This is a genomic window from Corynebacterium incognita, assembly GCF_014217255.1.
In the GTDB taxonomy this organism is placed as follows: Bacteria; Actinomycetota; Actinomycetes; order Mycobacteriales; family Mycobacteriaceae; genus Corynebacterium; species Corynebacterium incognitum.
In genome coordinates, this window is sequence record NZ_CP059404.1 from 212524 (window position 1) to 234417 (window position 21894).

General features: G+C 61.5%; 21 protein-coding genes. 10 read left to right on the top strand and 11 right to left on the bottom strand.

Features of this window, described 5'->3' with window-relative positions; all coding sequences use genetic code 11:
* Nucleotides 1-2 precede the first annotated feature (2 nt).
* Complete coding sequence (locus H0194_RS01045; protein ID WP_185176054.1) at nucleotides 3-1265, top strand: HRDC domain-containing protein; 1263 nt, start codon at nucleotides 3-5, stop codon at nucleotides 1263-1265.
* Here the strand turns inward: H0194_RS01045 and dxs are convergent.
* From dxs to dut, 5 genes are all read right to left on the bottom strand, one after another.
* Nucleotides 1262-3205 (bottom strand): 1-deoxy-D-xylulose-5-phosphate synthase, encoded by a 1944-nt coding sequence (gene dxs, locus H0194_RS01050; protein ID WP_185176055.1) that lies wholly within the window; start codon nucleotides 3203-3205, stop codon nucleotides 1262-1264. The genes H0194_RS01045 and dxs overlap by 4 nt on opposite strands.
* A gap of 147 nt (nucleotides 3206-3352) precedes the next feature.
* Nucleotides 3353-4660, bottom strand: a complete 1308-nt coding sequence (locus H0194_RS01055; protein ID WP_185176056.1) for a class I SAM-dependent RNA methyltransferase — start codon at nucleotides 4658-4660, stop codon at nucleotides 3353-3355.
* A gap of 61 nt (nucleotides 4661-4721) precedes the next feature.
* Entirely contained in the window at nucleotides 4722-5369 is a 648-nt protein-coding gene (locus tag H0194_RS01060) for a DUF3159 domain-containing protein (RefSeq protein WP_185176797.1), read from the bottom strand.
* A 224-nt stretch (nucleotides 5370-5593) separates the two neighbouring features.
* Nucleotides 5594-6475 (bottom strand): DUF3710 domain-containing protein, encoded by an 882-nt coding sequence (locus H0194_RS01065; protein WP_185176057.1) that lies wholly within the window; start codon nucleotides 6473-6475, stop codon nucleotides 5594-5596.
* Between the two features lie 133 nt (nucleotides 6476-6608).
* A complete protein-coding gene (dut, locus tag H0194_RS01070; RefSeq protein ID WP_246388971.1) occupies nucleotides 6609-7076 on the bottom strand; it encodes a dUTP diphosphatase in 468 nt (155 codons plus the stop codon).
* A 168-nt stretch (nucleotides 7077-7244) separates the two neighbouring features.
* Between dut and H0194_RS01075 the strand changes: the two genes are divergently transcribed.
* On the top strand, nucleotides 7245-7784 hold the full coding sequence (locus H0194_RS01075; RefSeq protein WP_246388973.1) for a DUF3093 domain-containing protein: 540 nt from the start codon (nucleotides 7245-7247) through the stop codon (nucleotides 7782-7784).
* Nucleotides 7785-7918: 134 nt separating this feature from the next.
* Here the strand turns inward: H0194_RS01075 and H0194_RS01080 are convergent, their stop codons facing one another.
* On the bottom strand, nucleotides 7919-8212 hold the full coding sequence (locus tag H0194_RS01080; protein ID WP_185176058.1) for a DUF4193 domain-containing protein: 294 nt from the start codon (nucleotides 8210-8212) through the stop codon (nucleotides 7919-7921).
* Nucleotides 8213-8502: 290 nt separating this feature from the next.
* Between H0194_RS01080 and ppgK the strand changes: the two genes are divergently transcribed.
* Both ppgK and H0194_RS01090 read left to right on the top strand, forming a co-directional pair.
* Nucleotides 8503-9267: a polyphosphate--glucose phosphotransferase gene (gene ppgK, locus H0194_RS01085; protein WP_185176059.1), complete on the top strand. Its 765-nt coding sequence runs from the start codon at nucleotides 8503-8505 to the stop codon at nucleotides 9265-9267.
* A gap of 216 nt (nucleotides 9268-9483) precedes the next feature.
* Complete coding sequence (locus H0194_RS01090) at nucleotides 9484-10938, top strand: RNA polymerase sigma factor (protein WP_185176060.1); 1455 nt, start codon at nucleotides 9484-9486, stop codon at nucleotides 10936-10938.
* A 116-nt stretch (nucleotides 10939-11054) separates the two neighbouring features.
* Here the strand turns inward: H0194_RS01090 and H0194_RS01095 are convergent, their stop codons facing one another.
* The 3 genes from H0194_RS01095 to H0194_RS01105 form a co-directional block, all read right to left on the bottom strand.
* The gene (locus H0194_RS01095; protein ID WP_185176061.1) at nucleotides 11055-11771 is read right to left on the bottom strand and encodes a DUF4190 domain-containing protein; all 717 of its coding nucleotides are present in this window, start codon (nucleotides 11769-11771) and stop codon (nucleotides 11055-11057) included.
* A gap of 232 nt (nucleotides 11772-12003) precedes the next feature.
* Nucleotides 12004-13812, bottom strand: coding sequence for a DEAD/DEAH box helicase (locus tag H0194_RS01100; RefSeq protein WP_185176062.1), 1809 nt, complete (start codon nucleotides 13810-13812; stop codon nucleotides 12004-12006).
* Nucleotides 13809-14048, bottom strand: a complete 240-nt coding sequence (locus H0194_RS01105) for a DUF3039 domain-containing protein (protein WP_185176800.1) — start codon at nucleotides 14046-14048, stop codon at nucleotides 13809-13811. The genes H0194_RS01100 and H0194_RS01105 overlap by 4 nt, the downstream gene beginning before the upstream one ends.
* 203 nt (nucleotides 14049-14251) lie before the next feature.
* Between H0194_RS01105 and H0194_RS01110 the strand changes: the two genes are divergently transcribed.
* From H0194_RS01110 to galE, 6 genes are all read left to right on the top strand, one after another.
* Nucleotides 14252-14743, top strand: a complete 492-nt coding sequence (locus H0194_RS01110) for a DUF3099 domain-containing protein (protein ID WP_185176063.1) — start codon at nucleotides 14252-14254, stop codon at nucleotides 14741-14743.
* Entirely contained in the window at nucleotides 14740-16323 is a 1584-nt protein-coding gene (locus H0194_RS01115; RefSeq protein WP_185176064.1) for a DUF7782 domain-containing protein, read from the top strand. Before H0194_RS01110 ends, H0194_RS01115 begins: the two co-directional genes overlap by 4 nt.
* Nucleotides 16320-16760: a D-aminoacyl-tRNA deacylase gene (gene dtd / locus H0194_RS01120; protein WP_185176065.1), complete on the top strand. Its 441-nt coding sequence runs from the start codon at nucleotides 16320-16322 to the stop codon at nucleotides 16758-16760. Before H0194_RS01115 ends, dtd begins: the two co-directional genes overlap by 4 nt.
* A 202-nt stretch (nucleotides 16761-16962) precedes the next feature.
* Nucleotides 16963-17970: a sigma-70 family RNA polymerase sigma factor gene (locus H0194_RS01125; RefSeq protein ID WP_185176066.1), complete on the top strand. Its 1008-nt coding sequence runs from the start codon at nucleotides 16963-16965 to the stop codon at nucleotides 17968-17970.
* A 143-nt stretch (nucleotides 17971-18113) separates the two neighbouring features.
* Nucleotides 18114-18824 carry an iron-dependent transcriptional repressor DtxR gene (locus tag H0194_RS01130; protein ID WP_185176067.1) on the top strand — a complete coding sequence of 237 codons (711 nt, stop codon included), beginning with the start codon at nucleotides 18114-18116 and terminating at the stop codon, nucleotides 18822-18824.
* Entirely contained in the window at nucleotides 18821-19804 is a 984-nt protein-coding gene (gene galE / locus H0194_RS01135) for a UDP-glucose 4-epimerase GalE (protein ID WP_185176068.1), read from the top strand. The genes H0194_RS01130 and galE overlap by 4 nt, the downstream gene beginning before the upstream one ends.
* Before the next feature lie 9 nt (nucleotides 19805-19813).
* On the opposite strand, the gene bioD is transcribed toward galE, so the two are convergent.
* Nucleotides 19814-20536: a dethiobiotin synthase gene (bioD, locus tag H0194_RS01140; protein ID WP_185176069.1), complete on the bottom strand. Its 723-nt coding sequence runs from the start codon at nucleotides 20534-20536 to the stop codon at nucleotides 19814-19816.
* A gap of 50 nt (nucleotides 20537-20586) precedes the next feature.
* Nucleotides 20587-21846: an adenosylmethionine--8-amino-7-oxononanoate transaminase gene (locus tag H0194_RS01145; protein WP_185176070.1), complete on the bottom strand. Its 1260-nt coding sequence runs from the start codon at nucleotides 21844-21846 to the stop codon at nucleotides 20587-20589.
* Between the last annotated feature and the right edge of the window lie 48 nt (nucleotides 21847-21894).

Consider the following 21894-nt stretch of genomic DNA (forward strand, 5'->3'; position numbering starts at 1 on the left):
GCATGGACTACCTAGCCACCCCGCGCGGCGGCGTGCCGGATCTGCGTGACACTGCGGACAGTATTGCTGCGGCGGCGCAGATACTGTCCAAACTGTCAGGTCCCATCGCCATTGACACCGAACGCGCCTCAGCGTTCCGCTATGACGACCGCGCGTTCTTGCTACAAATCCGCCGCGAGGAAACGTCCCTCCTCATAGACCCTGAAGGACATCGGGCTCTTGTTCGCGACACCCTCGCACCGGTGCTCAACGAAGAATTGTGGGTTCTCCACGCTGCCAGCACCGACCTGCCCTGTCTCGCCGACCTCGGGCTACATACCACTACCCTCTTCGACACTGAACTCGCCGCCCGCTTGGCGGGCTTCGAGCGTTCTAACCTCGCGGCAGTCATTGGCGAGGTGTTCGGTCTCCACTTAGACAAGAAATTCGGCGACGCCGATTGGTCCTCACGACCACTGCCTCATGCCTGGCTGGAATATGCGGCATTGGACGTGGAGCTCCTACTCGAACTCCGCGCGGAGCTTATTGCCGACCTTGAGGACCAGGGCAAGCTTGAGTGGGCGCAGCAAGAATTCGCCTACGTCGTAGATGAGCATCTTCGTCACCAATCCGCCGCGCCGCGTGAAGGTTGGCTACGCCTCAAGGGCTTATCGCACTTACGCTCACGCGAGCAGTTCCAGGTGGCACGAGAAATTTACCGGACCCGTGACGCCGAGGCGCACAAGAGGGACATTGCGCCCTCCCGTATTCTGCCGGATCGTGCAGTGACGGCTATGGCTGCGGAATTGCCGAACACCTCGAGGGAAATCAAGCAGCTGCGCAACTTTAGGCCGCGGAATCCTCGCGAGGTCCACCACTGGCTTGACGTCATCGCGCGCGCCCGCCTAGCGCCCGAGGACACGTGGCCAGACGACGCCGCTCTGGCGACGCTGAACGATAGCGCTGCATCGCTCGTCCCCTCGCGCCGCTCCTTTAGCCATGACTACCCCGAGCAGTATGCGGTGTACAAAAACGTCCGTGCGGCGCTAGATGAAGCCGCAGAAAACCTGCAGATCAAAACCGACGACCTCCTGCGCTCCCCGGCCCTGCGCGCTGCGGTATGGGCGACGGAGGGACCGGAGGCAGACCGCGAGCGTTACCCGCTCGCCGCCACGGTGACGAGTGCGGATCAGCTGCAGCAATTACTAGCGGACAACGGCGTCCGTCCGTGGCAGCGTGATATCGCCGGGCCGATTATCGCCGCAGAGCTGGGCATTGCCAGTTAGGATTCCTCTCGCTCCAGCCAGCCCAAGATGGACTCCGTAGCGCCATCAACGTCGAGCCCAACCTCAGCAAGGAGCTCGTTGCGCGAGGCGTGCAACGGGAAGCTATGAGGGAAAGCCAATCGGCGAACCGGTGTATCTACCTCGGCCGCTGACAAAGCTTCCGCAATCAGAGAGCCCACGCCGCCGCGCATGACGCCGTCTTCGTATACCACCACCATGTCGTGGTCATCGGCCAAGGCGACAAGCGACTGCGGAACAGGCGCTACCCAGCGGGGATCGACCACGGTGACGTTCACACCTTCGTCGCCAAGCTGCCGTGCCACCTCCAGCGCATTGCCGGTGAATGCGCCGAGTGCCACGAGCAAAACGTCGGGTGCCTCGCTCTCAGGCCCCTGCTCAGCCCCAGCGTCTTGCGCCACCCCGGCGTCCAATACCTGGGTATCAGCATAGGCCAAGACATCCACGCCATCGCTCAGCGTAGCCACTGCTTCCAGCGGCTGCGGCAGGCTGCCCTTCGGGAAGCGCACGATCGACGGGCCGTCGGTAATATCCAGGGACTCCGCAAAAAGTTCACGCAACCGTTCCCCGTCTCGCGGCACAGCGATGCGCATACCCGGGATGATGGATGTAATCGCCATGTCCCACACACCGTTGTGGCTCGCACCGTCCGATCCCGTGACTCCGGCGCGATCCAACACGATGGTGACCGGAAGGCCGAGGAGAGCCACGTCCATCAGGAGCTGGTCAAAAGCACGATTGAGGAACGTGGAGTACAGCGCCACCACCGGGTGCATACCGCCTAGCGCGAGACCCGACGCCGACGTCATGGCGTGCTGCTCCGCGATGCCGACGTCGAAGAAGCGGTCCGGGAACTCTTCCGCGAAGGGCGCCAAACCCGTGGGGCCCGCCATCGCCGCGGTGATCGCCACGATATCGTCTCGCTTGCGCGCAGCAGCAAGCACCTCTTCGGTGAAGATGCTTGTCCACCCCGGCTTCGAGGCGCTCACCGGCGATCCGGTTGCGGGGTCGATAACGCCCGTGGAGTGCATCTGATCATTAGGCTCGTTCACTGCCGGGGAATAGCCGTGGCCCTTCTCCGTTACGGCGTGCACTAGGACCGGCCCCTCATATTCCTTGGCGTAGCGGAAAGCGCGCTCCAGGGAGCGAATATCGTGGCCTTTGACCGGGCCAATGTACTTCATGCCCAGCTCAGGGAACATCTCCGTGGGGATAACAGAGGATTTCACGCCCTCCTTAAACGCATGCAGCGCATCAAAGGTGCGGTTGCCCACCCAGCCCATGGACTTGAGGGTCTTCTTGCCGTGGTCCATGATTTCGTCGTAGACCGGCTCGGTGCGCAGACGGGAAAGGTTTTCCGCAAACCCACCGATAGTTGGGCTATAGGAGCGGCCGTTGTCATTGACCACAATGACCACGTTGCGGCCCTTGCCTTCGGCGATATTATTGAGAGCCTCCCAGCACATGCCGCCGGTCAGCGCGCCATCGCCAACCACGGCGACAACGTTGTCATCGCCGCGCCCGCTGAGCAGCTTGGCCTTGGACAGACCATCCGCCACGGACAGCGCCGCGGAGGCATGGGAAGACTCAGTCCAGTCATGCTCAGACTCGTTGCGGGCGGTATAGCCGGAAATCCCATCCTTTTGGCGCAGGGTGTCAAACTTGTCCGCGCGGCCCGTCACGATCTTGTGCACGTAGGACTGGTGCGAGGTATCAAAAACGATGGGTTCTTCCGGGGAGTTAAACACGCGATGCAGCGCCAGGGTCAGCTCAACCACACCCAAGTTCGGCCCCAAGTGCCCGCCGGTAGCCGACACCTTCTCGATCAGGAACTGGCGAATCTCGTCCGCTAGTTCTTCAGCCTGCTGCGGGGAAAGCGCCTTGAGGTCTTGGGGCGAATTGAGCTTGTCTAAAAATCCCATGAAGCGCTCACCCAACTCCTTTGCATCGTCTGCCGTACTCGGTGCCCCGCAATCCTGCACAAGGCACAACTTTCGATCTAGGTTACCTGTTAGCTCGTGCTGCCGACCAATCAACTCGTCGACCGCCAGTGCCCGTCGATACCAGCACTATGTCTGGGGCCGCAGCAGCGCGATGACCTCGCAGTGGTGTGTGGCCGGGAAAGCGTTAAACAGGGTGAGCTCATCCACGCTGTAACCGGCTTCGGCCCACGTGGCCACGTCGCGCGCAAAAGTGGCAGGATCGCACCCTACGTGCACGACGAGCTGTGGCTTCGCCGCCGCGATTCCGCGGACCACTTCCGCCCCAGCACCCACGCGTGGCGGATCCAACACCACCACATCCGGCGCGGGAAGCTGCGGGATAGCCGACTCCACGGTGGACTGCATGACCTCCACCTGGGCGCCCTGCAAGCCTGGCTGGGTGGCGGCGGTGGCGGCCGCGGAATAGTCCACCGACACGATCGTCGGCGCCGCTGGCGCAGGGGCAGTGTCCGCAGGGACGGTGGCGCCTGCCGGGATGTCGGCAAGCACGGCGAGGCTACGCTCGATGGCGGGGACGAATACGCCCACACCGCCGTAGAGATCCCAGCCCACCGCACTTCGATGACGCGGCGTCAGTGCGTCCGCAGCCTCACTCAACCAGCCGCTGACTGCCTCTGAGTATGCCTGCGGCGCCGCCACGTGGGCCTGCCAGAATGCCGTCACGGGGAACTCGAATCGCACGCCGCCTACGTTTTCCACCACGTTGCCTGTGCCTTCAAGCACTTCAGTCACTTTTTCTACGCGGTGCCCGCGGGGCGCACGGCGAGATTCCACGACGTGGCGGTTACCTTCGCTGTCGATCACCACGATCACCTCGGCACCCGGTGTAAACCGTCGCGCCCCGTCGCCCACGATGCCCTCAGCCACCCCGGGCGCGAGCTGGCTACAGGCCACGTCGGTCACCAAAGCGTTGCTCTGCGCCTTGCGAGTACCGGCACGTCCCGCGCTGTCCACGCCAAAGCGGGCGCGGGTGCGCCACCCTGTGGCCGGTGCGAGGTCCACAATTTCCAGCGCTGGGAGCACAACGCCGCGGGCCAGACGGGAGAGCTGGTCGTCAACAACGCTCGCTTTGAGCTCAGCCTCGCGCTCCGGCGCAACACTCGCGAAGTCACAGCAGCCCGCACCGCGCTGCGCCGCGGGGCATCTGCTGGTTCCGCGGTAACGACCGGGGGCGTGAACCTCCGCGACCTCGCCGCGCGCGAATTTCTTCTTCAGCTCCGTAACCCGAACCGTGACCGAATCACCCGGGAATCCGCCCCGGATGAACGCGACTCGGCCATCCTCTAAGCGCGCGATGCCTTCTCCGCCGTGTGCCATCGCGGTTATCTCCGCCTGCACGGACGTTCCTACCGCGAGTTTGTTTGCTGCGTCCATGTCTGCACCTTTACTCTTTATGCTCGTTCTGTTGTGTGACCACTGTTTATTGAGGTTGCTCTCAAGACGCCGCTTCTACGGCTGCGTTGGCGCGGCGCACCATCCAGATGGTGAGCACGGTGACAAGGCCGGTTAACGGCCAGCCCATGAGCAATTTGACGATACCCAGTTCGGTGGCGGAGTCGCCGCCGTACAAGGCGTTTTGTACCAGGAATCGGGCGAGGAAAATCGTTCCCCAGCCTGCGGTCGCCACTGCGTAGGCCTGGCGCGCGGCGGGTACCTGGCGCCACACCATGTCCTCGCCGTTAATGCCTTTCCAAATCACCCCGACTATGGGCCAGCGCGCCACGATGGAACCAAAAGCCACGATGGCCAGCACCAACGACATCCAAATCCCGTACAGGAAATACCCTTTAGCATCCCCGGTGAAATAGGCAATCGCGGCACAAATGGCCACGCCGATGAAGGCGGACACGGCTGGCTGCAGAGTCTCCTTGCGCGCGATCCGCCACACGAGGATAAGCAGCGCCACGCCTAGCGCGGCAGCGAGTGCGGGCACCAGCCCGTAGAAGTTATTGACGGGAATGAGCACCAAGATAGGAAGGGTGGACGACACCAGTCCTGACAAACCGCCCATCTGCTCCAGCAATGTCGGCTCCACCGCATCGGTGTTTGTGTCGCCTTCCGCCACAGCGTCGTGCGCCGCCATGGCGGCGTTATCAGTCCGCGTCACATCATCCACCGCGCCATTATCGGCCGGGCCGTTTGCTGCTGCGTCGGGGCTCCACGTCATTCGTTCATGTCCTCTGTACTTGGTGTCTATGAATCATTGTCAAGGCTGCACTCTTCACCGCCTCGGGCGCATCCGCGACGTCCTTCCGCCGGCCTAACAAAACCGGGTTGGAGTCATCGAGAACAGTCACCGGTGTCTGGCTAGGCCGTTGTGTCCTGAGTTCCGTCCTCACGCTGTTCTGCGCGCGCCTTCATGGCCTGCTGCATCTGCTCCACCAGCTGCTTCGGCATGATGACCGGCAGCGAGTTGCCCGCAAGGATAGGATCACTTCCGCGGTAGATGAACATCCGCGCGATCATCTCGCGCGCCAAAGCGGCGAGGTCCTCTGCCATCTCCTCTGGGCCGGTGGCGGTCAGGCGCAGCATCCAACGCGGACCCTCCACGCCGATGATGCGCACGATGCCATTGTCATGCTTGCCCACGACCTCACGGCCCCACGGGCCCTGCTCGAAGGAGGCATCGAGGCCATCACCCGCAACGCCCTGGATCAGCTCAGCGGAAGCCTCCTCCCACTGCCCGGCGGTACGTGGCGCCGCGAAAGCGACGGGCGTCAAACGCCCAAACTTAGTGACGATGTGCAGCATCTTTGGTCCCGCTTCGCCCATCTCAACCTGAACTTGGGACTCTTTGGGGAGGGGAATTTTCATGGAGCCAAGGTCGAGCAGTCCCACGGAGAAATCAGAAAAGTCGAAGTCTTCAAAATTGACGGCGTCGCCGTCGTAGGGCCCGCGCTCACCATTGACGGCGTCGTGCGGAATCGAGGCCGGCCCCGCAGACACAGCCGCACCACCGCTCACGGTCGCATCAGCAGCGGTGTCTGACACTTCCGCCGGGGAAACGCCTACTCCTTCCACAGTGGGCGCTGCACCGCTCGTTGCGTCGCGGTTTTTGCCGGAAGGCGCGTCTGACGCGCTGGGCTCCTGCGCACTGGCCGCCGCCGAGTTGGGCGCTACTGGATTGGTTTCTGCCGCGGCGGGAGTAGGTTCTTCTTGCTTCTTCTTAGAAAACGGCCACATGCCCATCGTTCAGCACCTTTCTGTTGATGGTCGCCTCCGGGTAGCTGGTGATGACTCCCGGAAGGCATTCCCAGTGTGGTGATCCACTGTACCGGTTGTCTTGCCCCCTGCAGCGTTGTAACTGCGGGCGACGCCACCATTAGACTCCTGTGGATCCGTATCCGCCGGCGCCACGCGCGGTGTCGTCGAGTGATTCCACCTCGTGGAAGCCGCACAACTCTACCTTTTGGATGAGCAGCTGGGCGATGCGCATGCCCCGAGTGATGGTCACCGGTTCCCGCGGATCCAGGTTAATCAAGCACACCTTAAGCTCGCCGCGGTACTCCGCATCGATAGTGCCGGGGGTATTGACGACGGATAAGCCTTGCTTGGCAGCGAGCCCGGAACGCGGGTGAATGAGGCCCACCGTTCCCGGAGGCAGTGCAATGGCGATCCCGGTCCCCACCAGGGCGCGCTCCCCTGGCTCGATGACAGCGTCTTCAGCGGCGTGAAGATCGGCGCCGGCATCTAAGGCGTGCGCGCGGTGTGGAAGCGGTACGTCTGGATCCAGCCGTTTCACGGCGATAGATTCGATCGGCTCGGTGGAATGTGCGTTGAATTCAGTCACGGCAACAGCTTAGCGCGTTGTCCAAGAGCACTGGTGGTGGCGCCGCCACGCGCCGCGCAGCACCGGCTATACGGGCCCAGCAACGTGCCGCGCAGGCAACGGTGGCGAAGTGAGGGCTCCACACCGGATTGAAGGTCGTCGCTAGGCGGTGGGCTAGAATGACGGACTGTGACTTCCTCAAGTACGCCTACCCCGAGCAATGATACGAATGCCAGCGGCGACGCTGTGCTGTTTCGGGAACGCCAGTGGGTCCCGTGGCACTTTTGGCCTATGGCGCTCGGTGTAGTTGCTCTCACCGCGGCCACGGTCGGCCTTAACCGCCCCCTGCTGTGGACCATCATCCCCTTCATCGTTTTGTCCATTTTTGCAGCCTGGATCCTGGTGAGCTGGTCCGGGCGAGTCATCACCGTAACCCAAGACGCCGACGGCACCCGCTGGCTCAACGTTGGCGACGCACAGCTTCCTGCGGACATTGTGTCCCGCTCTCTCGTGGTGCCGGCCACGGCTTCACGCAACGCGATGGGGCCACAGCTAGACCCGGCCGCATTCGTGATCAACCACGCCTGGCTGCACGAAATGGTCATGCTGGTGCTCGATGATGAAGACGACCCCACCCCTTACTGGCTGGTGACTACGCGGCGCCCAGAGGAGCTCATCCAGCACTTCGTTCCTGACCAGTACGAGGCCGCCACCGCGCACCTGCGTTAACCGCGCACCTGCGTTAACCTGAATGATTCGCCACATTAAGGCCCTCGAGAACGCCACAACGCCTGCGCCCCCTACGACTTGTAGGTTGGGCGCGGGCGTTGTGTGTGGAAACTAAGCGGCGGGAGGCTTGGCCTTTAGGCGCAGTCCTGACACACCGGGGAGCCGTCATCCTCAGTGAAGGCCAGGCGCTTGTTGCGCTGAACTAGGAAGCACACCGAGCAGGTGAATTCGTCCTCCTGGCGCGGCACGACGGTCACATTGAGCTCTTCGCCCGACAAGTCAACTGTCGGCGGTTCAAACGCCTCGACAATCTCGCCGTCGTCGTCCATGCCGTTGTTCTCCGTCTCGGCAGCTTTGAGGCCCTCGAGGGAGTCGGTCTCCAGCTCGTCTTCTACCCGGCGGCGCGGTGCATCGTAATCAGTAGCCATAGTGCTAGTCCTGTGGTTGCGAGAGGGCCTGCGAAGGTGCTTCCACGCAATGCCCTGGAATTTCCGTATTGGTCGATCGCGCATATTAAATGACAACGCAGCATATGTCATACTCGCTGCTCAACGGGGTTGGCCACGACTACCCCCGACATCGGAAACCGGCAGGTAAACAGCGCCTCTTCGTCGCTCGTTCCCAGCAGGCAGCCCAAGTAGAACCCTAGCCTGCGTGTTGCTGCCCTGCTATGCAGCATCCCAGCCCGCTTCGGAACGATTGACCTAGAATATTGGCCATGACTACTACAGCACCCCGCCACGGCTTCGGCATCGATGTCGGAGGCTCCGCCGTCAAAGGCGCACTTGTAGATTTAACCACCGGCGAATTCATCGGTGAGCGCATCAAAATTGCTACTCCCCGCCCAGCGACGCCGGAGGCGATCGCTCACGTCATCGTCGAGTTGCTGCAGCGCGCCGAGTGGATCGGCCCTGTGGGCATTACTCTTCCCAGTGTGGTTCACAACAGCATTGCGCAGTCCGCAGCGAACATCGATCCGGAGTGGATTGGGGTCAACACTACGGAACTGTTCCGCCGTTTCCTTGGCGACCGCGACTTCACCGTGCTCAACGACGCCGATGCCGCAGGATTGGCTGAGGTGGCCTACGGGGACCCTCGAGCCCGCGAGGGTGCGGTCCTCTTCCTTACCTTTGGCACCGGCATCGGTTCGGCCATGCTTGTCGACGGCCGCCTGTTCCCCAACACCGAGCTCGGACACATGATCGTCGGCAAGCAGGAGGCCGAACACCAGGCCTCGTCGGCGGTCAAGGACAACCTTGAGCTCAACTTCAAGCAATGGGCCAGCCGAGTCAACGTCGTGATGGGCGAATACGAAAAGCTCTTCAACCCGACGACCTTCATCGTGGGCGGCGGCATCTCCCGGAAATTCGATAAGTGGGGCCCAAGTCTTGACCTTAAGACCCCAGTGTTCCCGGCGCAACTGCGCAACCGAGCCGGAATCGTCGGCGCGGCGCTAGCCATGGACCAGGGCATGCGCCCGTAATCGATAAGCATCGTTTTAGCGCACCTCGTGCCACAGCACCAAACGAAGATCCTCTATACTGGGCGGTTGTTCATAACTTATGGGACCGCGCACCCCAATGAACTGTGGTTTATTCGGGGTTTCAGCGAGTACTAACCAGAACCTTTCTCGGTTTGACCTAGACTCACTCCCAGCGCGGAGACCGCAACAGTTAGCAAGTAAGGCGAAAGGGCGTACGTGGCAGCCACTGAATCTTCAGACAAAGCATTCGACGAGGGTGCACAGGATGACGCTTCGGCAGCGAAGCCCCCTGCCAAAAAGACGGCCAAGAAGGCCGCTAAGAAGGCAGTAAAGAAGACTGCCAAGAAGACGGCTAAAAAGACCGCCAAAAAGACGACTCGGAAGTCTGCCAAGAAGACGACCAAGAAGTCGGCGAAGAAGACTACTCGCAAGTCTGCCAAGAAGACCACCAAGGTGGCAGCTCAGGACGAAGATCTGACCCCAACCGAGGCACAAGAAGACGCTACTGACGTCAACCAGAACGAAGATGAGTTCGGTACGGATGCCTTGGAAGAGGATCAGGACTTCGATCCGACGTTGGAAGACGATGATGAGGACGAGTTCGGCGATGGCGAACCCGGCCTAGAGGACGACGGATTAGAAGAAGGCGACACCGAGGAGGAGGCCGCAGAGGCTGCCCGCGCGGCGGTCTGGGACGAGGACGAGTCCGCAGCATTGCGTCAAGCCCGCAAGGACGCGGAGCTGACCGCCTCTGCCGACTCCGTGCGCGCCTACCTTAAGCAGATCGGCAAGGTCGCCCTGCTGAATGCCGAGCAGGAGGTCTCCCTCGCCAAGCGCATTGAGGCGGGCCTGTACGCGCAGTACCGCATGGACGAGATGGCCGAGGACAAGGACGCCAAGCTCTCCCCGTCCGTCAAGCGCGATCTTCGCGCTATCGCCCGCGATGGGCGCAAGGCTAAGAATCACCTGCTGGAAGCCAACCTTCGCTTGGTGGTGTCGTTGGCAAAGCGCTACACCGGCCGCGGCATGGCATTCCTGGACCTCATCCAGGAGGGCAACCTCGGTCTCATTCGCGCGGTAGAGAAGTTTGACTACACCAAGGGCTACAAGTTCTCGACGTACGCCACCTGGTGGATCCGTCAGGCCATTACCCGCGCGATGGCTGATCAGGCTCGCACCATCCGCATTCCGGTGCACATGGTCGAAGTCATCAACAAGCTTGGCCGCATCCAGCGCGAGCTTCTGCAGGACCTGGGCCGTGAACCCACGCCGCAAGAGCTGGCTAAGGAAATGGACATCACCGAGGAGAAGGTGCTGGAGATCCAGCAGTACGCTCGCGAGCCCATTTCTTTGGACCAGACCATCGGCGACGAAGGCGATTCGCAGTTGGGCGACTTCATCGAGGATTCCGAGGCCGTCGTGGCCGTGGACGCTGTGTCCTTCACCCTCCTCCAGGACCAGCTCCAGGATGTGCTTACCACGCTATCCGAGCGCGAGGCGGGCGTCGTCCGCCTGCGCTTTGGGCTCACCGACGGCATGCCGCGCACCCTGGACGAAATCGGCCAGGTCTACGGCGTGACCCGCGAGCGTATCCGCCAGATCGAGTCCAAGACCATGTCCAAGCTGCGCCACCCGTCGCGCTCCCAGGTGTTGCGCGACTACTTGGACTAGCTCCCCTGCTGTGCGCCGCCTGCGTTGCGGCGCTCAACAGACAAGAAGAGGTCCCGTTCCTTCCTCCGCAGTGGAGGAAGGAACGGGACCTTTTAGCTTCTCACCTTTATAAGGCGCTAGGCACCCTGCCCGAACTTCTTGTCGACGCTTTCAGTGACGCACTCTTGCTGCTTCACAGAGTCCTCAATGTTGGCGCACTCCTCCAAGTTCAAATCCTTCATGATCCACATGGTAAAGACTGCGAAGAGCACGCTGGCAAGGATACCGAGGATGGACAGAATCAAACCGGTAATGGCCATTCCTTTGCGCTTGTTTTCCTTGTGCTGGCGCTTCTTCGCTGCACTCAGGGCAATAAAGCCCAAGATAAGGCCGATGATGCCCGGGATGAAGGCAAGGACAGAAAAGATGATCGAGATACCCACAACGGCAGAGAGGATGCCCACGCCCAGAGCCCATGGCGCTACGCCGTTCTTGGTCTCGTTCATGGGCGAGTTCTCGTAGCCACCCGCGTAAGCGGCATCGCCGTAGCCAGTTCCCGCTTGCGGGTCGGCGCCAGTGCCCGGGTAGGGAGCGATACCGGACGTTGCGTCCGTTCCATCGTATCCGCCGGATCCATAGTTGTTGGTCGAGTCGAAGGCATCGCTGCCGTAGCCGTTCTCCCCAGAAGGTACAGCAGAGTTAGCGGAACCGGATGCACCGTACGCGGTGTCCTCTCCGCCCGCGCGGTGGCTTCCGCCCTGATTCACGCCATCATTTCCGGAGGATCCGTAAGGGTTGGTGGAATCAAAACTATTGTCAGAAGACGAAGAGTTCGGATCGTATGGGTTAGTCATAGTTTCGCTAAGCCTTTCCGTGTCTCATTGCACTGTGCGCTGTACAGGGGCGCGGGTTATAGATTTAACCAGCGTGGCAAAACATCGCACAGGCGATGTTCAGCACACTGCCCAACAGTACCGAAACTCAGCTTCACTAAGTGGCGCGTGATGCAATTGTTACAGCACGGGGGCACCGAGCACAGCTCCAGGCGTCATGGTGCTAGCACTGACGGTGGCAAGTCTGGTGCCCCTACCACCGCCGGAGGTAGGCGATGCGGTCGCGGAGTTGCTCCGCATTACACAAAGCAGTCGGCGGTCCACCGCAGGCTTTACGCGCTTCAGTGTGGATGGCGCCGTGCGGACGTCCAGTCCGGCCCGCAGTGATGGACACAATCTTATTCAGCTCCTTGCGCAGCCGCGGGATCTCGTCACTTGCTACGGCATCGCCGTGCTGGTCAATAGCAGGCTGGTCGCCGGGGTTCTCCCCGGAACCAGGCGCAATGGTCTGCGGCGTCTGCCCCAAAATCTCCGCCTTGTGCGCGAGCTCGGCCTCGCGCTGCTTCTGCGCTTTAATCTGCGCCTCGCGTTGATCAAGCTGCTCTTCTTGCCGCTTGCGCAGCAGCGCTTTCACTTGATCGGCATCAAGCAACCCAGGGAGGCCCAGGAAGTCCGCTTCTTCTTCAGATCCGCTAAACGCACCTGTGCCAAAATGGGAACCATCGTAAATGAGTGACGCAAGCTCCGCCTCGGCACCCAAGGATTCGTAGCTCTTGAGTTCGTCTGGTTCGTTCTTTTCTTTGTTAGCGTCAGCGAGCAACTGATCGTCTAGGCCATCCGACTCACGATGTGGCTTGCCCAGCACGTGGTTGCGGCTGACCTCCATCTTCTCCGCCAGGCTGAGCAGCGTGGGCACGGACGGTAGGAACACGCTGGCGGTCTCCCCTGGGCGTCGCGACCGCACAAAACGGCCGATCGCCTGAGCGAAGAACAACGGCGTCGACGCCGACGTAGCGTAGACGCCCACTGCAAGGCGCGGGACGTCCACACCTTCGGACACCATGCGGACCGCGACCATCCACTCATCGGTGTTCTGCGAGAATTCCTCAATGCGTGCCGACGACCCCGGCTCGTCCGACAGGATGACAGACACCGGGGTACTCGACAGCTTCTTCAACATGCGCGCATAGGCGCGCGCGGTGGTGGTGTCGGTAGCGATCACCAAGCCACCCGCGTCCGGCATATTCTGGCGCACTTGTTGCAACCGGGTGTGTGCCGCTTGCAACACCGCCGGTATCCACTCACCCTTGGGGTCGAGCGCCGTCTTCCACGCCCGGGCCGTCTGTTCTGCATTGAGGGGCTCACCTAGGCGCGCTGCGTATTCCTCACCGGCGCTGTCCCGCCACCGCGCCTCGCCGGAATAGGCCAGGAAAACGACGGGACGCACCACGCCGTCGGCAAGCGCGTGGCCGTAGTTGTATTCGTGGTCCGACTGGGAGATCTGGTGGCCTTCCCCGTCTTCCACATAACGCACGAACGGGATGGGTGAATCGTCGGAGCGGAAAGGCGTACCCGTCAGCGCCAGACGGTGCTGCACGTCGTCATAGGCTTCACGCACACCGTCACCCCAGCTTTTGGCGTCGCCGGCATGGTGGATCTCATCGAGAATCACTAAGGTTCGGCGAGCGGATGCCACCGCGCGATGTTTGAAGGGATGCATGCCCACCTGGGCGTAGGTCACCACGATGCCGTCGTAGGCGGGGTTGACTGCAGAAGAGTTGGTGAATTTTGGATCGAGTGACAACCCCACCCGAGCAGCTGAGCCGGCCCACTGCACCTTGAGGTGTTCCGTGGGGACGACCACGATGACACGCTCAACGGTGCGGTCGGCCATGAGCTCGGTGGCCACGCGAAGCGCAAAGGTTGTTTTACCTGCACCAGGAGTTGCCACCGCCATAAAATCTTTAGGCTTGCGCGCCAGGAACTTATCCAGCGCGGCCTGCTGCCAGGCGCGGAGCGTACCGGAGTTATCGAAACGCGACGGATTGTGCTGGGAACTCACTTCCGGCGCAGGCTCCTGTACTCGCGCTCGCAATCCGGGCAGACGGGCGAGCCCGGCTTCGCCTGCTTTCGAACGGGGAAAGTTTCCCCGCACAGCGCGACGACCATCTTGCCGCTGACTGCGGAATCGATGATCTGGTCTTTTTTGACGTAATGGAAAAACTTCGGGGTGTCGTCATCATTGGTCGTCTTGTCCCGCACGTCGGGCTTCTCAATGGTCTGCGTCGACGTTCCCATGCGCACGGTGTTCACGTTGTGTGTTGCTTCAAAAATAGCGTTCATGGTGATTTTCCAGCGTGCTCCTTTATCGACTCTTTACCCCTAGAGCCACTAGATTAGTCGGTTTCCCCGTCGGTGCAAGAATGCAGTACAGACCCGTTTCCTGTCCGGGATGCCCGTGGTGCTTGATCTGCCCGGCATTAGGGCTAACCTGGAAGGCTATGGGTCACAATTCACGCCGCTCCCGGCGCTCCACCTCGCGCTCTCACCGCGAAGAACCGGTGCTCATCACTGATGCCCGAGTCTCGCCGCGTGATGACCGCCACCGGCGTGAAATCACCTATTCCATTCTGCAGTTCATTCGCGTGCCATCGCTTATCTTGGCCTTTTATCTGTATTGGTGGCACGACATGTGGATGCTTCCCGCGCTCTTGGTGGGAGTAACGGTTCCCCTACCTTGGATAGCGGTGGTTATCGCCAACGGCCAAGGCCAACCCAAGGACAAACGGGAAAAGAACGTGTACAAGCCGGCCATTGCCCGCCAGATCCGCCAGCAAGCTGAGGCCGAAGCACTCGCTGCTAGCAGTGCCTCCCGCACGCTGGATGCCTCGGCCCCGGACGTTGTCATCGAACACGACGTTTCCGATGACTCGCCCAGCAGCGCGGCTGACTCAGGAAACGAAGAAGAAAACCCCCACAAGGACAATCAGTGACTACCCCACACAACGCCCGCCCCGTCGGCACCCCGTTTACTCAGCCCTTCGACCCCGCGCACCCACTATCAGAGGTCGCGCCCGAACTGTGCCGCGCGCTAGAGAAGGCGGGACTCACCCCACAGGGTTTGTTGGGGTTGCTTGGTCCACACGGAGTTGAGGCGCTCTACCGTGGCGAACCGGGAGCTATCCCACCTGCCACGGAATCCCACGGGATTACTCTGCTGCGTGTTTTCTTCCTGCACGAACCGATCGCTGCCGATCGGCTCGCCGAGGCACTTGGCGAGCCGACGCTAGTCAGTAAGCTTTGCGACGCCCGCGCATTCGTTGCGGTACCTGGCAAGGACGGTGCAGACTCGCAGTTGCGTTGCGTCGTAGATATCCGTGCTCACGTAGTCTCAGGACGCCAGGTATGGGTCTGGGCAGATGTAGACGCGAGCCTCGTGGATCACGTCCCGGGCCCGGAGCACGTCTTGGGTGTCGGTGCCGCCAGCTTGTCGCTGTTGGGGTCGGTGCCTACTGACCCCGTGGATAGTGTGCTCGATATCGGCACGGGATCCGGCATTCAGTTGTTGGGACAGGCCGACAGCGCTACCACCCTGGTGGGCACGGATCTTCACGCCCGAGCTCTCGACTTCGCTGCTGCCAGCCTCACCGCCAGCGGAGCTAACGCTGAACTATTGCAGGGGCCATGGTTCGAACCGGTCGCGGGGCGGCGATTCTCGCGAATCGTCGCCAACCCTCCCTTCGTCGTCGGTGTGCCAGAAGTCGGCCATGTTTACCGCGATTCCGGACTCAACCTCGATGGCGCCAGCGAACTTGTGGTCTCCCAGGCCGCGGACTATCTCGAGCCCGGCGGCACCGCCCACTTGCTCGCGGCGTGGGTGCACAGGGCTGACGAGGCATGGGAGCAGCGTGTGGCCCGCTGGCTCCCGAACCACGGTGTAACTGCCTGGGTCATGCAGCGTGACGTCGCCGATCCTGCGCTTTACGTTTCCACCTGGCTACGCGATGAGTCGATTGATCCCCGCAGCGTGGAAGGCGTTGAGCGTACTCGCCTGTGGCTCGAGCACTTCCGTCGCCACGAGGTCACCGGAATTGGCTTCGGATTCGTCGCAGTACAACGCATCGCTGACGACGCCCCGTCTGAGGTCATAGCCGAGGACCTCTCCCAGCCGTTTACCGACCCACTAGGCCCCGAAGTCGCAGAACACTTTGCTCGTGCCGAGTGGCTACGCAACAGCACAGCCGATGACGTCGCGAATTCCCGCTTCGTCCTACGCCCGGGTGTCGCACGTGAAGAGGTTCAGGTAGCCGACACCCACAGCGGGATGGGCTTTGGGCCCGCGGCGCTGCGGCTCACTCGCACGGACGGCCCTCGCTTTAGCCATGACGTCGACGAGCACGTGGCTGCTGTGGTCGCCGGCCTCCACCCTGAAGGCCTACCGCTAGGGGAAGTGGCCGCGCTCTATGCTGTAGCACACGGTCTAGACGACGAGGCCTTTCTCGATGAACTCATTCCGTTGATCGTGGATCTGATGCGCCACGGCATCGTTATTCCGCAGGAGCTGGTGTCATGAAGGCCGTCCTCACGCGCGTTACCAAGGCCACCGTCAGCGTAGATGGTGAAGTAGTCGGCACGATTGACTGCCCCACGACCGGCGGCATCCTAGCCCTCGTGGGAGTAGGCACTGGGGACGTCGACAGGCCTGAGGCTACGGAGAAAATGGTTCGCAAGATCGCTGAGCTTCGCATTCTCGATGGCGAACAGTCCGTACTCGATGCGGAGGCGCCAGTGCTATTGGTCAGTCAATTCACGCTCCTCGGACGTACCGCGAAAGGGCGGCGACCATCCTGGTCTGACGCGGCCCCAGGGCCGGTTGCGGAGCCAATCATCGAAGACATTGGGGCACGGCTCCGCGAGCTGGGTATCACTGTAGAAACTGGTCGGTTCGGTGCCCACATGCACGTCTCCTCGGTCAACGACGGCCCGTTTACTGTCCTCGTCGAGACCTAATCCCCCGGCAGCGCAGGGCTCCAGCACTGCTTCCCCACACTACCCCCGCCCCCACCTGCGACGTGCGATTTATCCCACAATCCACCCCCGCGGAGACAATGAAGAGTAGCGATTCCCGCGCAGTTCGAAGGTCGCGGAACTTTTACCGGCCCATGTCCGTTGTGCATTATGAACCAGGCAACAACAAGGAGGCCTTGAGATTATGACGGCTAGTGCATCTGCCCAGAAGATTTCCAACCAGGACGTCGACGGAACAGAGGAAGTTGACCGCGGTTCGCGTCGTGGGCACACGAACGATAACCCCTCTGCCGACCTTGTTCGCGTTTACCTCAACGGAATCGGCAAAACGGCTCTCCTCTCCGCCGAGGACGAAGTAGAGCTTGCGCAGGCTATCGAGGTTGGACTTTACGCTGAATACAAGCTCAACAACGCCGAGAAGCTCACCCGCGCCGAGAAGCGCGATTTGAAGATCTTAGTGAAGGAAGGCAAGAAGGCGCGCTCCCACTTGCTGGAGGCTAACCTCCGCTTGGTCGTCTCGCTGGCTAAGCGTTACACCGGCCGTGGCATGCCACTGCTAGATCTCATCCAAGAAGGCAACCTCGGCCTTATTCGCGCGATGGAGAAGTTCGATTACTCCAAGGGCTTTAAGTTCTCCACCTACGCCACGTGGTGGATTCGCCAGGCGATTACCCGCGGCATGGCTGATCAGTCTCGCACCATCCGCCTTCCGGTCCATCTCGTGGAGCAGGTGAACAAGCTCTCCCGCATCAAGCGCGAGATGTACCAGTCCTTAGGACGCGAGGCTACCAACGAGGAATTGGCTGAAGAGTCGGGCATCGAAGAATCCAAGATCGAGATGCTGCTGCGCCAGTCCCGCGACCCGGTGTCGCTGGATATGCCAGTTGGCGCCGATGAGGAGGCACCTCTGGGTGACTTCATCGAGGACGCAGAGGCGACCGATGCGGAGACCGCGGTCGTGGCATCTATGCGCCACTATGACATCCAAAGCGTCATTGGTGGCCTAGAGCAACGCGAGCAGGACGTCATCCGCATGCGCTACGGGCTTGACGACGGCGTACCCCGCACCCTCGATCAGATTGGTCGCCGGTTCGGCCTGTCTCGCGAGCGGGTCCGCCAGATTGAGCGTGAGGTCATGGCCAAGCTCCGCGAGGGTGAACGCGCGGACCGCCTCCGCGATTATTCCCTCTAATTACTGCAATACCTGCAGTTTCTCAAAGTGTTGGCGTGGCCAACATCGGCGCACCGCGCGGGCAGCACGCCCCTGCGGTGCGCTATTGTGTTAGGTACTAAAACACTTCGCACGTGTAGGGCACAAGAAAGGTTAGTGGGACGTTGAGGGATCTGGTTGACACCACCGAAATGTATCTCCGCACGATTTACGAGCTTGAGGAAGAAGGAATCGTCCCCCTCCGCGCCCGCATCGCGGAGCGCCTTGACCAATCGGGGCCCACGGTCTCCCAGACGGTTGCCCGCATGGAGCGCGACGGACTGCTTTACGTGCGCCCGGACCGCAGCCTGGAGCTGACGGACAGCGGTCGTAAGACAGCCACCGCCGTGATGCGTAAACACCGCCTCGCCGAGCGCCTATTGGTGGACATCCTCGGTCTCGATATTCACCAGGTACATGATGAGGCGTGCCGCTGGGAGCACGTTATGAGCGTGGATGTAGAAAAGCGCATGGTCAAGGTCCTTGAAGACCCCACTCACTCCCCCTTCGGTAACCCCATTCCCGCCCTTGACGAGCTGGGGGTCAAGGCGCCTAAGCCGGCGACCGCCACCCGGTTGGTGGACCTTCCGCGCGGCGAGGAAATCTCCGCTTCCATCGTTCAGGTCAACGAGATCCTCCAGGTGGACGTTGATACTTTCCACAAATTGTACGACGCCGGTATCCGTTTGGGTGAGACCGTCACCGTCCGCAACGATGGCGCTACCGCAACGGTCACAACCTCTGACGGCGCGAGCGTCGAGCTTTCCGACGACCTCGCACATGCGGTCCGCGTCACTCTGCTCGACAACCAAGCGAAAGGATCTTTCTCATCATGAAACTGCTTGTCACCGGGGGCGCCGGATATGTCGGTAGCGTCTGTGCCGCCGTCTTGTTGGAGAAGGGGCATGACGTTACCATCCTCGACAACTTCTCCACCGGCAATCGCGACGCCGTGCCTGCGAAGGCAACACTGGTGGAAGGCGAGCTCCGCGAACGCATTGACGCGGTGTTGAGCCAGGGCGGTTTCGATGCAGTCGTTCACTGTGCGGCCCGCTCGCTGGTTGGCGAATCAGTCGACAAGCCCGATGAGTACTGGCAAGCAAACGTCGTGACTACCCTAGCGCTGCTCGATGCAATGCGCGCCCACAAGGTCAATAACTTGGTTTTCTCCTCCACGGCCGCGACGTACGGAGAACCGGAGACCGTCCCCATTACGGAGGACATGCCCGCGGCACCGACCAACCCGTACGGCGCCACCAAACTAGCCATCGACCACGCGATTACGTCGTACGCCAAGGCTTACGACATCGCTGCGACGTCGCTGCGCTACTTCAACGTGGCCGGTGCGTATGGCGCAATCGGCGAGAATCGCGAGGTGGAAACCCACCTCATTCCCATCATTTTACAGGTCGCCCTCGGTCACCGCGACAAGATCTACATGTTCGGCGACGACTGGGACACCCCTGACGGAACCCCAGTCCGGGACTACATTCATATCCGCGATCTGGCCGAGGCCCATGCGCTGGCATTGGACACCAACGAGCCGGGCGTTCACCGCATCTACAACCTAGGCTCAGGCGACGGCTACTCGGTGAGGGAAGTCGTGGAGATGTGCCGCAAGGTCACCGGGCACCCAATTCCCGCCGAGGTGGCTCCGCGACGCGCCGGTGATCCGCCGACCCTCATCGCGTCCTCGGACAAGATTAAGGCCGAACTCGGATGGAACCCCGAACGCACGGACCTGGAAACGATCGTCTCCGACGCCTGGGCGTTCACCCGCGAGCTCGGTGACCGCGCGCATTCCGCGCGGCGCTAGCCCCCGGCGTTAGATTCTATGGTCTGCTTGGCCCGAAGCACCCAGGCCCAGCGGTTCGAGGTCGATCGGCACGTACAATGCCTCGAATTCCTTTGCGCTGAGCTGCCCGACCTGTTCTGGAATGAGTCCAATCAGTGGAGCTTCCGTTACGCGGGGTAGTTCTTGGGCGTTGAGACGCGTTGCCAAGTCCGGCGCCGCGGGCATCGATCCGCCCACCAGTGCAGCTACGTGTGCGCCTTTTCGTCGGGCGTGAGTGACGGTGAGTTCGGCTAGGTTGAGGCTACCCAGTCCCATAGCCGTGACGACTACCAAGGGAGCCCCCAGTGCGCAGGCGATGTCGAGGATCGTCACGTCGTCTGCAAGGCGTACCGTGATACCGCCCGCGCCTTCTACAAGGATTACCGGCTCTTCGCCTTGGGCGCATTCCGCCGGGGCGCGGCGTTCCACATCACGGAGCCACTGCACGACGTCGTGGAGGCTAATCCCCGGCAGCCCTGCGCGGCGCGCTGCCAGATTCGGCGCCAGAGGCTCCGGATAGCGCACCATCTCGACTCCTGCGATGCCAGTGAGCCGTTGTACCGTGGCGATATCCCCATGCCCCACCGGCTCTCCAGTTTGCACCGGCTTGGCCACGCCCACCACGTGGCCGGCCTCCTTGATAGACCGTGCGAGGACTGCGGTAGCGATAGTTTTGCCGACATCGGTGCCCGTTCCAGTCATGACAATAAACATGTTTTAGCTTCCTTTCTGCGCCTCTTCTTTATCCGTGGTGAGCTTTCGTTTTATGCCGCATCCACTGCTGCTCTCAAGCCTCGGCACATTGTGGCCACTTCTGCCTTAGTGCTGATAAACGGCGGCATGATGTAGAGCAGCTTTCCGAACGGGCGAATCCACACTCCTTCGCGTAAGGCTGCCGTTGTCGCTGCGGCCATATGCGCGGGTTCGTGCAACTCCACGACGCCAATTGCACCAAGAACCCTAACGTCCGCGACTTTCTGGTGCTCCGCCAACGAACGCAACCCTGTTTTCAGTTCGTCCTCGACGCGCGGTACCTGCTCCTTCCACGCGCCTTCCCTAATGAGTTGCGTCGCCTCTGCCGCCGCCGCGGTTGCAAGAGGATTGGCCATGAAAGTGGGTCCGTGCATGACGGCCGCGGGTTCAAGCCCCTGTGCAATGTGTTCTTTGGCCAGGGTCGCCGCGAGCGTCATCATTCCTCCAGTCAGTGCCTTACCCACGCACATGATGTCCGGTACGGCATCGGCAGCGAAGGACGTGAAGAGATCTCCCGTGCGCCCGAATCCGGTGGCGATCTCGTCTGCGATCATGACGAGCCCGTACTCGTCACATAATGCGCGAATACCGGTGACCAATTCGTGGTCATGGAAGCGCATTCCCCCTGCTCCCTGCACCACCGGTTCGATAATGACGGCTGCCGTCTCCGCGGTGATGTGCGAAGCAAACTCCGCCAGGTAGGTCTCTCGTTCTGCGGGCGTTGCTCCGCGTGGTGGCGGGGCCGGGGCGAATTGTTGTTTCGCGACGACGCCATCCCATAGGCTGTGCATCCCTGTGTCCGGATCACAGGCGCTCATCGCTGCGAAGGTGTCACCGTGGTAACCGTGGCGCCAAGTCAGCAACCGCGTGCGCTCAGGATGACCTTGGCCGCGAGCGAATTGAAGTGCCATCTTGATAGCGACCTCGACGGATACGGATCCAGAATCCGCGTAGAAGACGCGCGGGAGCTGCCAGTCCGTCAGCTCCAAAAGATTCTCCGTTAGTCGAGCTGCTGGCTCGTGAGTAAGGCCCCCAAACATGACGTGGCTCATGGACTCAAGCTGACGCGTCGCGGCGGCGACGAGACGCGGGTGGTTATGTCCGTGAGCCGCTGCCCACCAGGAGCTCATGGCATCGAGGACGGTGCTGCCGTCGCCGAGGGTCAGTGTTGTGCCGCACGCAGACAAGACCACTCGGTTTGTCTCGCCGATGGGGGCGTAGGGATGCCAGATGTGTTGGGAATCGATCTCAGCGATGCGCTGTGGGTCCACAGGACCATGCTCCTTACTGAACGGTGTTTAATTTTTCTTCCAAAAGGC